This is a genomic window from Arthrobacter flavus, assembly GCF_039526005.1.
Classification (GTDB): domain Bacteria; phylum Actinomycetota; class Actinomycetes; order Actinomycetales; family Micrococcaceae; genus Arthrobacter_D; species Arthrobacter_D flavus.
Genome location: NZ_BAAAIJ010000013.1, coordinates 70867 through 83886 on the forward strand (window position 1 = coordinate 70867; position 13020 = coordinate 83886).

At 63.9% G+C, this 13020-nt stretch carries 16 protein-coding genes; 9 read left to right on the top strand and 7 right to left on the bottom strand.

The genetic code is table 11. The features are described from left to right. Positions 1–10 precede the first annotated feature (10 nt). Together ABD059_RS05235 and ABD059_RS17730 are read left to right on the top strand one after the other, a co-directional pair. The gene (locus tag ABD059_RS05235) at positions 11–634 is read left to right on the top strand and encodes a hypothetical protein (RefSeq protein ID WP_343878298.1); all 624 of its coding nucleotides are present in this window, start codon (positions 11–13) and stop codon (positions 632–634) included. After that, positions 547–885: a GNAT family N-acetyltransferase gene (locus ABD059_RS17730; RefSeq protein WP_377959583.1), complete on the top strand. Its 339-nt coding sequence runs from the start codon at positions 547–549 to the stop codon at positions 883–885. Before ABD059_RS05235 ends, ABD059_RS17730 begins: the two co-directional genes overlap by 88 nt. Before the next feature lie 36 nt (positions 886–921). Here ABD059_RS17730 and ABD059_RS05240 read toward each other — a convergent pair whose 3' ends face one another. Further along, positions 922–1725: a GNAT family N-acetyltransferase gene (locus tag ABD059_RS05240; RefSeq protein ID WP_343878300.1), complete on the bottom strand. Its 804-nt coding sequence runs from the start codon at positions 1723–1725 to the stop codon at positions 922–924. Positions 1726–1883: 158 nt separating this feature from the next. On the opposite strand from ABD059_RS05240, the gene ABD059_RS05245 reads away from it, so the two are divergent. The 3 genes from ABD059_RS05245 (at position 1884) to ABD059_RS05255 (ending at position 5280) form a co-directional block, all read left to right on the top strand. Next, complete coding sequence (locus ABD059_RS05245) at positions 1884–3128, top strand: sensor histidine kinase (RefSeq protein WP_343878302.1); 1245 nt, start codon at positions 1884–1886, stop codon at positions 3126–3128. Positions 3129–3148: 20 nt separating this feature from the next. Next, on the top strand, positions 3149–3871 hold the full coding sequence (locus ABD059_RS05250) for a response regulator (RefSeq protein ID WP_343878303.1): 723 nt from the start codon (positions 3149–3151) through the stop codon (positions 3869–3871). A gap of 161 nt (positions 3872–4032) precedes the next feature. After that, a complete protein-coding gene (locus tag ABD059_RS05255) occupies positions 4033–5280 on the top strand; it encodes a GmrSD restriction endonuclease domain-containing protein (RefSeq protein WP_343878304.1) in 1248 nt (415 codons plus the stop codon). A gap of 99 nt (positions 5281–5379) precedes the next feature. Here the strand turns inward: ABD059_RS05255 and ABD059_RS05260 are convergent, their stop codons facing one another. Then, complete coding sequence (locus ABD059_RS05260) at positions 5380–5859, bottom strand: excalibur calcium-binding domain-containing protein (RefSeq protein ID WP_343878305.1); 480 nt, start codon at positions 5857–5859, stop codon at positions 5380–5382. A 112-nt stretch (positions 5860–5971) separates the two neighbouring features. Between ABD059_RS05260 and ABD059_RS05265 the strand changes: the two genes are divergently transcribed. Together ABD059_RS05265 and ABD059_RS05270 are read left to right on the top strand one after the other, a co-directional pair. Further along, entirely contained in the window at positions 5972–6991 is a 1020-nt protein-coding gene (locus ABD059_RS05265) for a threonine ammonia-lyase (protein WP_343878307.1), read from the top strand. A 190-nt stretch (positions 6992–7181) separates the two neighbouring features. After that, positions 7182–7499 (top strand): hypothetical protein, encoded by a 318-nt coding sequence (locus tag ABD059_RS05270; protein ID WP_343878308.1) that lies wholly within the window; start codon positions 7182–7184, stop codon positions 7497–7499. A gap of 17 nt (positions 7500–7516) precedes the next feature. Here ABD059_RS05270 and ABD059_RS05275 read toward each other — a convergent pair whose 3' ends face one another. Beyond that, complete coding sequence (locus tag ABD059_RS05275) at positions 7517–7756, bottom strand: hypothetical protein (protein WP_343878310.1); 240 nt, start codon at positions 7754–7756, stop codon at positions 7517–7519. A 79-nt stretch (positions 7757–7835) separates the two neighbouring features. Then, positions 7836–8576, bottom strand: a complete 741-nt coding sequence (locus ABD059_RS05280) for a FadR/GntR family transcriptional regulator (RefSeq protein ID WP_343878312.1) — start codon at positions 8574–8576, stop codon at positions 7836–7838. Between the two features lie 155 nt (positions 8577–8731). Here ABD059_RS05280 and ABD059_RS05285 point away from each other — a divergent pair, with 155 nt between their 5' ends. Further along, positions 8732–9247: a gluconokinase gene (locus ABD059_RS05285; protein WP_343878314.1), complete on the top strand. Its 516-nt coding sequence runs from the start codon at positions 8732–8734 to the stop codon at positions 9245–9247. A gap of 27 nt (positions 9248–9274) precedes the next feature. Here the strand turns inward: ABD059_RS05285 and ABD059_RS05290 are convergent, their stop codons facing one another. Beyond that, positions 9275–9643 carry a hypothetical protein gene (locus ABD059_RS05290; protein ID WP_343878316.1) on the bottom strand — a complete coding sequence of 123 codons (369 nt, stop codon included), beginning with the start codon at positions 9641–9643 and terminating at the stop codon, positions 9275–9277. 521 nt (positions 9644–10164) lie between these two features. Next, positions 10165–10851, bottom strand: a complete 687-nt coding sequence (locus ABD059_RS05295) for an aspartate/glutamate racemase family protein (RefSeq protein ID WP_343878317.1) — start codon at positions 10849–10851, stop codon at positions 10165–10167. A gap of 200 nt (positions 10852–11051) precedes the next feature. Here ABD059_RS05295 and ABD059_RS05300 point away from each other — a divergent pair, with 200 nt between their 5' ends. Beyond that, positions 11052–11990 carry an NAD-dependent epimerase/dehydratase family protein gene (locus tag ABD059_RS05300; RefSeq protein ID WP_343878318.1) on the top strand — a complete coding sequence of 313 codons (939 nt, stop codon included), beginning with the start codon at positions 11052–11054 and terminating at the stop codon, positions 11988–11990. 17 nt (positions 11991–12007) lie between these two features. Here the strand turns inward: ABD059_RS05300 and sctO are convergent, their stop codons facing one another. Further along, positions 12008–12877, bottom strand: a complete 870-nt coding sequence (gene sctO / locus ABD059_RS05305) for a type III secretion system stalk subunit SctO (protein WP_343878319.1) — start codon at positions 12875–12877, stop codon at positions 12008–12010. Positions 12878–13020 lie beyond the last annotated feature (143 nt).

Consider the following 13020-nt stretch of genomic DNA (forward strand, 5'->3'; position numbering starts at 1 on the left):
GGACTTCACCGTGAAAACAGCGGATGTCAACGAACTTGAGCATATTGGTCGCGTTTTGGGGCAGTGGCAACACGACGGAGGGCCGCTACATCTGCATCCGGGCGATCTGGGCTGGTACTCGCTCCGCGGAGTTACCGCCACCGCTGCAGCGATACGGGTGTGGTCCGATAATGACGTGATCGCAGCAATCGCGCTGCTCGACGGCCCCGGGCTGCTGCGGTTCGCGATGGACCCGAAGCGGCATCAGGACGAAACTCTCGCTCGTCGCATCGCCTCAACTGTCAGTGACCCCTCCGGTGGCGTAATTGAAGCTGGAATTGTGACTATCGAGGCACGCGGGACGCGAGCCCTTGGAGCACAACTCACAAAGGAGGGATGGGCGCCCGACGAACCTTGGACGCCTCTCCACCGTGATCTGGCAGAGCCGGTCGAGGATCTAGGTCTGCACATTGAAACTGTCGAACCACGTATGACAGAGGAGTGGGTGTCCGTTACTGGTCAGCCTTTCGGGGGACGCCCATCCCGGATGAGCAGCTTCATCGTCTCGTGGCTGGATGGCAAGCAGCGACTGAAGGGCCGTTCGGTCAATCCGCCCGGATCCTGTCGCTCCGCGATGACGACAAAAGGGCGGTAGCCGTTGCCGCAGTCTGGTCCTCTGGAACAGGGCGTCCAGGCCTGATTGAGCCTATGGGAGTACATCGGGGATACCGAGGCCGCGGCTACGGCACACTCATGACACGCGCGGCCGCAGCCTCGCTTCGCGACATGGGTTCATCAAGTGCAACGGTCTGTGCCGAAAGTGCCAACGTTGGGGCAGTCTCAACGTATCTAGCAGCCGGGTTCGTTGCCGGCCCCGAGACTACCGATTGGCGTCGCAACATCTGATGTATCGAAAATGATCGTTACCGGACGATGCTCCAGCTATGTCCGTTGAGTGTGATCGAGGTGCCAGGCTGTGCGTTCCACGATGGTGAATCCGAGTCTGGCGAGGTTTCGGATACTTGGCGTTCCGGGAGCTGCGGTGGCCGTCACTAGTGGGATCTCAAGAGCTCTTACCAGTTGAAGTCTGTGGGTCAGGAGTGCAGTTTGAGCTCCGCTGCCTCGCGCGTTCGAAAGGGTGGATGCGCCGCCAAGGACCGCCCCCGTAGGGTGCAATGACATAGCAGCCGCGGCGAGGGGCTGGTTGTTGCGGGAGCCAATAAAACCACGGACCATTGGGTGGGCGTGTTCCGCCCGGATCAACGCTCCGACCTCGCTTGACGCGGCGTACCCGCCGTCAAGAAGCGCGAGGAAGAGTTTCGCATCCCCTTGGGTGGAGACCTCCATGATTTGCCACTCGTCAGTTTCGGAGCCGTCCGACCGTGTGCTCGTTCGCGGGCGCAGGTAGGCGATCGGCCTGATGGGCGCCGGACTGTATCCGTCCCTCAGCAGCCGGTCAACGAGGCTTTGCGATGGCGTGGTTGCGACAAGAGTTGGGTGGTGTTGGGTCGGGAACTGTCTGAGTACGCCAGGCAGCGCCTCAAACGACTTTTCGTTCAGGCCTTCGATTGTGTTGAGGAATCCATACCCTTCGGCGGTTGCCATGCTGGCCCGCAGCCCGTCGTGCAAAAAGGACTCGAACCGACCCGGCAGACCCGTGGCCCCTGCTGCAGCGAGAGATAGCGATTTTCGCTGAAATATAGCCAGCTCCGCAGCTTGAATAGGCCCCTCGACGGTATCCGGCATAAGCGAAGCATAACTTCAACTGATCAACTATCTGGCTGCAATTGTTAGGGCTCACCGTCCCACATGCCGATCACTGAACAGGACGACAGGACCGCCAACTGAAGCTGCGATTAACCGCCATTCCTGGCTAACCGTCACAGACATGATGCAATGAACTAATGGAGAACCCCAGCCAACGCCGTGATGCACTCATCGCAGCGATCACCCTTGTCTGCGGTCTGCTGCTGATCGGGCTGGGCCTCACCGAAGTCTGGGGCAACCAGACGGGGCTAATGGAGCTCACCGGAGACGACCGCTGGTGGTTCGCACTCCCACTCGCCATCGCCTGCGTTGCCCTCGTCTACAAACGGCGTGCCCCCGTGGCCGCACTTGCCGTCGGATTTCTGATGCTCGCCGTCGACCTTCTGCTCGGTGGCAGCATCGCCATTCTGCTGCCCTTCTTCGACCTCCTCTATACGGCGGCGCTGATCTGCTCCGCGCGGGTGCGCCGTGCGCTGTGGGTTATTGGCGGCGTGTTTGTCGCCGCGCCGATGATCTATGGACTCGCCGAGACCGCTGACCTCCGTCTCACCGTGCTCATCGGCCTGCAGCAGTCAGTCATGTTCATCTGCCCGTTGTGGTGGGCGATGGATGTGCGGCGGAAAACCGAACTGGCGACGGTCGCCGCCGCCCGGGCCGACGCCGTCGAGCGACTCTCCCTGGCCGGCCGACAGCACGCTATCCGGCAGGAAAGGGATTCCCTCGCCCGGGACCTGCACGACGTCGTCGCCTCCCACCTCTCGGCGATCGCCCTGCACTCGGGCGGCGCGCTGGCGACCCCGCCCGACGAGGCGAAGGATCGCGCTGCGCTGGTCCAGGTGCGACGATCAGCACTCGAATCCATGGAGGATATGCGCACCATGATCACGCTGCTTCGCGCCCCCGACTCAGAGGAGATCGAACCGGTGCCCGACGGCGGCACCACCCACTTGCCACGGCTTACCCACCTGCAGCCGCTGTTGGACCAGGCTCAGGCGAACGGACTGTCGGTCACCGCCACCGACCGGCTGTCGGCCCTTCCGACCGAACGGCCCGGCGCAGCGACCGAGCTGGTGGGCTACCGAATTGTGCAGGAAGCGCTCACCAACGCGGCAAAGCACGCCCCCGGGAGCGACGTGCTCTTGGAAGTGCTGCCCGGTGAAGGCGGCGGTGACGTGAATATCAGGATCAGCAACCCGTACCCGGAAAGTGCAACCCCAGGCCAAGACCACGGAACGCCGCGCGGTCTCGGCCTGGGATTGATCTCCATGAAGGAGCGAGCAGCCTCAATCGGAGGGGTGGTATCCAGCAGCAGCATCGACAACCACTGGACCGTGACGGCGACCCTCCCGCTGACCGCGACCGGAACACGGGTTCTGCCATGACCCCGACGATGACCCCGCCTATGACCAGGGGACAGGAACAAGCACCCATCCGGGTGCTGATCGTCGACGACCACTCGGCGATCAGGGCTGGCATGAGGTTCATCCTCGAATCGTCTCCGGGCATCGAAGTGGTGGGTGAAGCCTCCGACGGGCAGGCGGCGCTCACCAATGCAACCGCGTTGCAGCCCGACGTCGTGCTGATGGATGTCAGGATGCCAGGAATGGATGGGATTGCGGCGACGCAGGCCATCGTCGCCGCAGGACTGGCGCAGGTCCTCATCCTCACCACCTTCGACGTCGATGAGTACATTTTCGGTGCCCTCCGGTCCGGCGCGGCCGGGTTTCTGCTGAAGACGGCCGAACCGGCAGCGCTCCTCGATGCCGTCCGACGAGTGGCGGCGGGGGACGCGGTCATTGCCCCGGAAGCCACCCGTCGGCTGTTGGAAGCGTATGTTTCCCTCGATCGGGAAGCGGCACGGAACGCCGCGGACCGCCTCAAGTCAGCCGCAACCGGCGTCGTCCAGCACAGCGGAGAGGCTATCGTCCCGGGGGATCAGCTGACCGAGCGGGAGACCGAGGTCCTGGGTTTGATCGCCGAAGGGCTCTCCAACCGAGACATTGCGGCGCGGCTGAGCATTTCCTCCGGAACCACGAAAACCCACGTGTCGCGGGTGCTGACCAAGCTTGGCTGCAGGTCACGCACGCAGGCCGCGATCATTGCCCGTGAGGACCGTCTGGTCTGACGCCGACGCGGCGAGCGCAGTGCACTGCTCACTGTATGCTTCGGTCACCATCACAATCCTGGGGGAACCACTTGAACAATGCGTCGCTGCCGCCTGCCTCAAACACGCCGCCTCCTTCCGCGCCGCCGACGGGTAAACCGAAAATCAGGGTCTCGACGGCAATGGCAGCGGGTGCCTGCCTCTTCCTGATGGTGCTCGGATTCCTGAGTAGCGGACTCAGCGGCGCAGTGATCATGGCAGGTCTGGCGGCGTTCGTCACCGGTCTCTATGTGGTGGTGACGAATCGGCCGTCGTGGGCCGGCATTGCCGGCCGCAAAATGGGCTCCATCACCATGGGTGCAGCGCTGGTCGTTCTTCTCGCGGGAGGCCTACTGGCCCCGCCGAGCGACACCACCGCCCCCGCAGCCGTCGCCGAAGAGACCACCCCCGCCCCAGCCACGTCCACGACGCCTGCTCCGACGCCGTCGCCCACTCCGAGCAAGACGCCGACGGCCACGCCATCCCCGACGCCCAGCCCGGATGTTGCACCGCTCGACAGCGCCGACGTGGTTGTCGCGGACGGCGACCCGAGCGCACCCGAAGGCCAGCCCGAGTACGGCACTCGTGCCCTCGAACTACTGGATACCCTCGTCGTGAAGGGCAGGGCGCCAAAAACCGGGTACGACCGTGACCAGTTCGGTCAGGCATGGGCCGACGTCGACCGCAATGGCTGCGACACCCGCAACGACATGCTCAACAGGGACCTGACAGTGATCGTTCACGCCAATTCGGTGCCGTGCAAGGTCCAGTCGGGCGTCCTCGACGACCCCTACACCGGTACCACCATCAACTTCCTGCGGGGCCGGTCCACCAGCATCGAGGTCCAGATCGACCACGTGGTGGCCCTGTCCGATGCCTGGCAGAAGGGTGCCCAGCAGCTCAGCGCCGACCAGCGGCTTGCCTTCGCCAACGACCCGCTGAATCTCCAGGCCACCGACGGACCCACCAACTCTCAAAAGGGAGCGGGCGACGCCGCCACCTGGCTGCCGCCCAACCAGTCGTTCCGCTGCGAGTATGTGGCCCGGCAGATCTCGGTGAAAGCCACCTATGCCCTCTGGGTCACCCAGGCCGAGCGCGACGCCATGGCACGAATTCTCGGCAACTGCTCGGATATGCTGGCGCCAACCAACCAGACGTCGCCCGAACCGGTCCCTGAACCAGCTCCAGCTCCGGCACCCGCACCTGCACCTGCTCCGGCCCCTGCACCAGAACCCGCTCCCGCTCCTGAACCAGTTCCCGTCCCAGCCCCTGCGGCCTACTACGAAAACTGCACGGCCGCCCGGAATGCCGGAGCTGCGCCGGTATACGCCGGGCAGCCCGGCTATGGCACCCATCTGGATCGTGACGGCGACGGGGTGGGCTGCGAATAGCGGTTGGATTGTTAACTAACGCGGTCGGTGTAAGCGCCGAAGCACCTACACCGACCGCGGTGTTTTTAGAGGACTAACGTCGCCTGGAAATGGCGAACCCTATGCCTGTGTGGCAGCCCGGCGCACCACATAGACGCCACCGACAGCCAGAGCGAGCACAAGGCCGCCGCCCAGCGCGATAGCGCCCAGGTCAACGCCCGACGCCTGGGCAACGCCGGTGTCGGCGCCGCCTACGGGCATCTGTGCCACCTGTGCAGGCTCCACCACGGGAGGAGCCTCGACTACTGGTGGCTCGACGGGAGGCGCGACCTCTTCTGGCGGAGCGTTTTCGGCAACGATTCCTGCCACGATCGATTCGTCGTACACAATCGAACGGTCGTCGTCGCAACCGAAACCATCATTGTTGCGGTCGAGCCTCGGGTGGTAACCAGGTGTGTCGATTGGAATGTTGTGGACGCCTACTGCGGCCGCAGCATCGCAGTTTTCGAAGGGAAGTGCTACTGCCAGGGCAGGCGTTGCCGACAATGCAGTGAATCCTACTGCTGCCGCAAAGGCGAGACCCGTTGTGCGCTTATTCAATGTAACCCCCAGTTGATGTGACGCCGCCCACAATGCTGTCGGCAGCCCGCCAAGCATAGCCGTCGATTCGCAGCCGGCTTACCACGAGAGGGCCACCGCGTAAGATCCAGCTATGGACAACGCCTCCGCCGCCGCCGATCACGCCGCAACCAACTCCGCAGCACACGGCGCCGATCCTCAGCTGGTCACGCTTGCCGACATCCGGGTCGCCGCCGACCGGATCCAGGACCTGGTGCTGCGTACCCCGATTGTTGCGCTGCCGCACCCGGACCGACCATCCGATGTGCTGCACCTGAAAGCCGAATCCCTGCAGCCGACCGGTGCCTTCAAGCTCCGCGGCGCCTACAACACCATCTCCCAGGTACTCGATGAGTCCCGCGAACGTGGCATCATCGCGCAATCCTCGGGCAACCACGCCCGGGCCGTCGCCTGGCTGGCCAAACGTCTCGACCTGCGCGCCGTCATCGTGATGCCCGACGCCGCCCCACCGACCAAGGTGGCAGCCGTTCGCGCGCTCGGCGCCGAAGTGGTGCTCGTGCCGGCCTCCGAACGGGACAGCCGCACCCTGGAGCTCGCTGCCGAGCACGGTTATGTCGAGGTGCCGCCCTACGACGACGTCCGCATCATCGCCGGACAGGGCACGGTCGGGCTGGAGCTCATCGATCAACTGCCCGACGTCGACGTCGTCCTCGTCCCCATCTCGGGTGGCGGGCTGATTTCCGGAATCGCGACCGCCATCAAATCGCTGCGCCCCGAGGTGCAGGTGATCGGCGTCGAACCCGAACTCGCCGCCGACGCTGCCGAAAGCCTGCGCGAGCAGCGCCGCATCACCTGGGACACCACACTCACCTACCGCACGGTCGCGGACGGGCTCCGCACGCCAGCCGTCGGCGTCCACCCCTGGGAACACATCCGGCGCTACGTTGACGACCTCGTCACCGTCTCCGAGGAACAGATCCTCACCGCGGTGCGACACATCGCGGTGGAGGGGCGCCTCGTCGCGGAGCCATCGGGCGCCGTCGCCACCGCAGCCTGGATGCACGATCTGGCACCGCGCGGCGCAACGGTCGCCGCCATCGTCTCGGGTGGATCCGTCGATCCGGCCCTGATGGCGCGGGTGCTGGCCGGCTGATCCGCGCCGACCACCCTTCTACAGCCACCCACCGGCCCTGGCACGCTCGCCGCCGCCGCCGCAACAAGATTGCCAAAGAAACCGCGCGCTCGCTCAGCTCAGCTATTTACGGGATGAGGGAATTGGCTTAGGATCTATTCGATGGTTCAGCAGTGGGCCCGCCGGACAGCAGCATCTGTGGAGTACGCCCATGAACCACGCACTGCATACCCTCGTAAACGCCCAGCTCAACGGCGCCCAAAGGGATGGCTCACCGAATCATGTGCCGGATCTGGAGCTATGGTTCGAAGACGACCCCTACAGCGTCGATAATTCATTTGAGCCCTTACCCCTGGACCTGTCGGACCTGCCCAGGGCAGAGGTGTCCGCCCTGTGTGACCGGGCGTTCCAGGAAATGAATGAGGAGTTTCCACGTTTCGGCGCCACCGAGGACTACGAACGATTGCGCGGAGAGCTCGATCGCCGTTCCAAGGAACCGGCCAGAAAGGTGCTGTCGGATCTCGGATAGACGTCCAGTGGTGACAGCTATTCGCCCGAGATCTCACCGTTGACAATGGCGTCCGCGTACTTGCCGAGATCTGGCCCCGGTTTAAAATCGACGAACTGGGGCTGGAGCTTCTCGAAAAGAAACTTATAGACCTGGTCGCGGTCGCCGTCGCCCTGGGTGGAGGCCGCTTCTCTCACCGCTTCCTGGAGGGCTTTATCCGCATCCGACAGGATTTTCTCGCGGGCTTGATCGTTCCAGGAGACTTCACTGATGTTCACGGCACACTCCGATAGTAAGGCGACTTTGTACTATCGAAGGCTACAGGGTGGGACAGGTGTTGTCCCAAGAAGGGATGGGCTACTTGTGCGCTGCCTCGTCCCACAGCGTGCTCATTTCGGTCATGGCACGTTCCATAATGGCGAGCATTGAGTGGTGGGCATCGACCGGGTTGCGGCGCTGGATGGCGCTGGCGACGTCGACGTGAAGCTGCAGTGCCTCGTCGTGCGGGTGCTCGGGCATCAGGCTGTAGTGGGTTCGCCCGGTCAGAACCTCGGCGACGAGGGAGTTAAGCTTCCCGAACATTTCGTTCCCCGAGCTCGACAGCACCAGCCGGTGGAACTGGATGTCGAGGGCCAGGAACAGTTCAGTGTCGCCATCCTGCCCGGCGGCCCACAGCTTTCCGGCCAGCCCCATGAGTTCACTGGCATCGGCCACCGGTGCCCGGAGTGCCGCCAGCCGCGCGGCCTGCGGTTCCACTGCCGTGCGCAACTCGGTTAAGGAGCGGAGCTGGGCAACCCGCCCCGGGGAGGCGAGGCGCCACCTGATGACCTGGCGGTCGTAGAGGTTCCATTCGGTGGCGGGCAGCACCTGGACGCCCACCCGCCGTCGTGATTCGACCATTCCCATCGAAGCCAGGACGCGCAGCACCTCGCGGATGACCGAGCGGGAGACGCCGTAACGCTCCTCAAGCTCCTCGATCCTCATCACTGACCCGGCGGCCCATTCGCCGGCACCGATCGCCAGCCCCATCTGGTCAACCACTGACGCGTGCAGGCCCGAGGGCATGACACCGGGGGAATGGGGGTCGATTGGCTGCATGAAGTGAAGCGTACCAAGAGCATCCCATTCAACTAACAAGGTTGCATAAGTATTATCTTTGTCGTTACTGTCGTGCTAATTAGCAGATGTAAACCCTGCCCACCCAGAGGTACACCATTTCCGGCCTCACCACTGGCGCGACCAAAGGATAGACCATGGCAGTCTCTGAAAACCCGCCGATCGTGGTGATGGGGGTCCAGGGTTCTGGCAAAAGCACCATCGGGTCGCTACTCGCTGAGCGTCTCGGCATCGCCTTCATCGACGGCGATGACCTGCACCCGGTGGACAACAAGACACTGATGGCTGCAGGGACGCCCCTCACCGACGATAACCGGCTGCCCTGGCTACACACCGTCGGTGAAGTGCTCGCCCAAGGCCGGAAAACCGGCGTCGTCGTCGCCTGCTCGGCTCTCAAACTCGCGTACCGGGACCTGCTCCGCGGCCACGTCCCAGAACTGGTGGTGGTGCACCCGCACGGCACCATTGAACTGGTGGCCGCACGAATCTCCGCAAGGGAACACGAGTACATGCCACCGTCGCTGCTTGCGTCCCAGTACGAGAGCCTGCAGACCCTGGGCGACGACGAACGGGGCATGACCGTCGACCTGTCCCTTTCACCACAGGCAATGGTCGACCACATTGTCGCCTACCTCTCCGAAAGAAAGTACTGAGGGGTTCCGTCCCGGATCGCCACCGGTCTAGGCGGGGTGCGCTGCTCGCAGCTCGCGCATACTGAGCGCCCCGCACTGTTCGAGGGATGGCAGGAGTCCGATCACGCCATCCAGGTCCTGATGCTTCAGTCTTGTTTTCAGCACGCCCGCCAGTGCGGCGAGCTGGAGAAGCCCCAACATTGCGCTGGAGCTCTCGATACTGAGGATGACATCCATCAGGAGGCGCTCATCCCGCTCTTCGGCGGCTCGACTGAGTCGATAGAAACGCTGATCCCACATGCCGATGGAAATCTGGACAAAGGCGTTGCAGGCTTCAGGGTTCTCAAGCTCGCGTTCCAGGTCCTTGAGGGTCTGCGTGGAAAAGAGAGGCAGAGATTCGATGGCGTAGTCGATCATGGTGTCCTGTTCTTCCCGTGGGACTTCAGGCTAGAAGGACACAGCGGCGATGTAACGAGTGCCGACTACTCGATTGTGGGCTGGCAGTACGTGACCGACCAGCCGTTTCCTACCCGTCATCTGCGCAGACTGGATCGTCGAGACGTCGGGTATTTACCAGACTACCGTTGGCCCATAGGATCAGATCAGAGACCTAGCTGGGCGCCCAAAAACTTCTTTCTGCGTGCACACCAGATTATGGGGGGATGAATGAAGAAATCTCGGAAAGTCGACCGAGCGGTTGCGGACCAGACCGACCCACCGGCGGTCTCTGCCAGCGCACCCAAAAGAAAATCGGCGAGCTGGCCTAACCGTCGTCGACCAGGTACTCAGAATCGGACAACGGATGCGAACGGTGAGCTACGCCGCCTCGCGGCCCGGCGCTGGGATTCGCTGACCAAACTCGGGCGCCGTCAGCAACCCGAGCCACCCCAGCAACCCGAGCCGCCCCAGCAACCCGACGGACCGGGCCACACCAACGGCTAGCCTGCCAGTTCGGCGAACACCTCGCCCGGGTGGTGCCGTGCACCGGAATTGCCCCACTGCAGGGTTAGCGCCGACCCCGCGGCCAGGACGGCGTCGACCACGGGCAGGCCGTACCGTCTCCGTAGTTCCGCGGAGACACCCATGCTGGTCAGCCCTGTGCAGGCCTGCAGGATGACGTCGGCTCCCTCATCAACCAACCGCTCCGCAGCGAGATAGGTCTCGTGGACCCCTGACGGGGTGAGGAGATCCTGGGTGTGGGTGACGCCGTCGGGCGCCTGAACCGAATGCAACTGCCCGCCCAGCACCCGGGTCACGGCGTGCGGCGGCTCTGTGCTGAGCGCGAGCACACCAATCCGAGAGCCCAGAGCGAGCGCAGCTGCAGCCCCCGCGGAGCCGGCGCCCACCACCGGAATATCAACGAGGCTGCGTACCTCCTCCAGCCCAGGGTCGGATGAACAACTGATCATGATGCCGTCAACGTGGGGTGCCAGATCTGCTGCGACTGCCATGACCTTGGGGGACGCGAGGTCATGAGTCAGCTGGTTGTGGACGCCTTCCGGCTGGTCGTGGACCGCTCGCGAAACAACTTCCACCCCGAACGCGGCGCGGACCGCTTGGCCGTGGATGTTCAACAGTCGTGGATCTCTCGAAGTGAGAACCCTGATTAGGCCGATGCGTGTCATTGATTCCTCGATGGAAGGCCGGTTGGGTCAGTTCAATAGTGACAGCGGCGGATTAACGCGAGGTTTCGCCGGGGTTATCAACTAAAGACCCGTGGACAATGCCGCTTTCAAAGGCATGGACGGCGAACTGGGAATGCGACATAATCCCTTCAACTCCTGCCAATAGTTTCGCCCCTCAATGCCTTGTGGAAGGAACGAGCATGGAGCAGATGGTGGTTACCGGGGCTGGTCCGGTCGGATGGACGGTGGCCGAGCTGCTCGCTGGCGCCGGTCACCGGGTGCGGATCCTGACCAGGAATGGCACCGGCCCTGAATCGCAGCTGATTCAGCGGCAGCCGGTGGACGTGTCGGACCCGGCGGCGGTGACCAAAGCCGTCGAGGGGGCGTCCGCAGTCTTCCACTGCATTCACGCCGCCTACAACGCGGACGCCTGGCGGCGGGAGCTGCCCCAGTCCGAGCAAAACATCCTGGACGCTGCAGGACGCGAGGGTGCCGTCGTCGTCTTTCCCGAAAGCCTCTACTCCTACAGCACACCGGAACAGGTGATGACCGAAGCCGGCCCCCGCGAGGCCACGGGAGGTAAGCGCGGCGTCCGTACCGACCTGTTGAAGGCGCGGGAGGCATCAGCGACCCCCACAGTGAGCGTTGTTTCGGCGGATTTTTTTGGTCCCCGGGTGCTGCAGTCCCACATGGGTGAGCGGGTGGTGCCTCGGGTGATTGCGGGACGGCGAATCAGCGTGATCGGGAGCGCAGACACACCGCATTCCTTCACCTACGTCCCCGACCTCGCAGCCGCATTGATCGCCGCGGCCCGCGACGAGCGGGTGTGGGACACGGTGTTACACGCGCCGACACTCCGGGCGATCACCCAACGGCAACTCATCGCCGCCTTCGCCAAGGCCGCTGGCGTGCCGGCCCCCAACGTCGTCGCGGTTCCGGGCTGGTTTGTTCGGGTACTCGGACGGGTCCAGCCTCTGATGCGCGAGCTGACGGAACTGCTGTACCAGACGGAGCACCCCTTCATCATGGATTCCACAGCGTCGGAGCAGCGGTTGGAACTGACTCCCACCCCGTTGCCGGCAGCAGCGGAAGCAACGGTCAACTGGTGGCGGGACAGATCCGTGACCGGGCGACGTTAGCGGTGGTAGGCGCGTTTTCAGAGGAGTTTGTCCAACCGCCGACGGGCACTATCCACGGCGCGCTGCGCATCACGGACGGCGCGGCCCGCCGCTGACTGTTCCTGTTCGGCGTCGTCGATCTGTTGATCGAGCGACCCAAGGTCTGCCCTCAACTCGGTGAGACGGTGCTGCAGATCCTCGATCTCGACGGACAACACGGTGCGGCGTCCCTGGAACTTGTCGATCCTGCGTTCCGCGTCCCCGGCATCGTCGTCCGCCTCCGCCAGAGTGCGCTCGGCGTCCTCCAGCGCAATGCGCGCGCTGTCAACGCGCTCCTCGTCGGGATCGTTCTTTCCGGCCCTGGTCATCACGGGGGCGGCGGCCGGCTCGAACGGACCTCCCACAGCACCTTCGAGGTCGACGGCGTCCCAGCCGCTGGCGCTCAGGGCGCGCAGGAGCCGTCCGGTGGACACAGCGGCGGCCGCATCCGGGTCGGTCATGGCGGCACGGAACGTCTGTTCCACTTCGGCGGCAACGGTGGCGCTGGCACCGTGGCCGAGTTCTTCCGCGAGCGCCAGAATCTCTTTGCCCAGCCCGTTAAGCAGCCGCTGACGCTGCTGCCCGAGGTCCTTCATCCGTTTCTGGTCGAGCTTTTCCTGGGCATCCCGCAGCGCCACCCCCAACTCAAGCGCCTCATCAACGGCGTCCCGGCGGTACTTTACGAGCATGTTGACCAGCCATGCTGCCGTTGACGGTTTGGGGAGCCGCCTGATCTGAGCAGATAGCAGTTTGTCGTCTGCGCTCCTTGCCCGCGCGTTACGGTCGGCGGTGAATTCTTCGAGGGGGAGGGCATACAGCTGAGCCGCAGCCTCGGTCAGGGGGTGTTCGGATCGCTTCCGATCGCTCACGGTGTCCTTCCTCAGCGAGGGTGGGTCTGGGTTCAATCTAACTGTGGTGATCTAGCTCTCATAATTGCCGTTACCATTCCTGTAGAGGAATTGATCTGGGGACACGGATCGCCCACCGTAAGACTGGGCCACCAATCGTTCAT

Bases quoted from the DNA above. Each gene is read 5' to 3' on its own strand.
- ABD059_RS05285 (WP_343878314.1), top strand. From the start codon at position 8,732: ATGGCAGTCTCTGAAAACCCGCCGATCGTGGTGATGGGGGTCCAGGGT.
- ABD059_RS05300 (WP_343878318.1), top strand. From the start codon at position 11,052: ATGGAGCAGATGGTGGTTACCGGGGCTGGTCCGGTCGGATGGACGGTG.
- ABD059_RS05290 (WP_343878316.1), bottom strand. From the start codon at position 9,643: ATGATCGACTACGCCATCGAATCTCTGCCTCTCTTTTCCACGCAGACC.
- ABD059_RS05245 (WP_343878302.1), top strand. From the start codon at position 1,884: ATGGAGAACCCCAGCCAACGCCGTGATGCACTCATCGCAGCGATCACC.
- ABD059_RS05295 (WP_343878317.1), bottom strand. From the start codon at position 10,851: ATGACACGCATCGGCCTAATCAGGGTTCTCACTTCGAGAGATCCACGA.
- ABD059_RS05265 (WP_343878307.1), top strand. From the start codon at position 5,972: ATGGACAACGCCTCCGCCGCCGCCGATCACGCCGCAACCAACTCCGCA.
- ABD059_RS05240 (WP_343878300.1), bottom strand. From the start codon at position 1,725: ATGCCGGATACCGTCGAGGGGCCTATTCAAGCTGCGGAGCTGGCTATA.
- ABD059_RS05280 (WP_343878312.1), bottom strand. From the start codon at position 8,576: ATGCAGCCAATCGACCCCCATTCCCCCGGTGTCATGCCCTCGGGCCTG.
- ABD059_RS05250 (WP_343878303.1), top strand. From the start codon at position 3,149: ATGACCAGGGGACAGGAACAAGCACCCATCCGGGTGCTGATCGTCGAC.
- ABD059_RS05255 (WP_343878304.1), top strand. From the start codon at position 4,033: ATGGCAGCGGGTGCCTGCCTCTTCCTGATGGTGCTCGGATTCCTGAGT.
- ABD059_RS05270 (WP_343878308.1), top strand. From the start codon at position 7,182: ATGAACCACGCACTGCATACCCTCGTAAACGCCCAGCTCAACGGCGCC.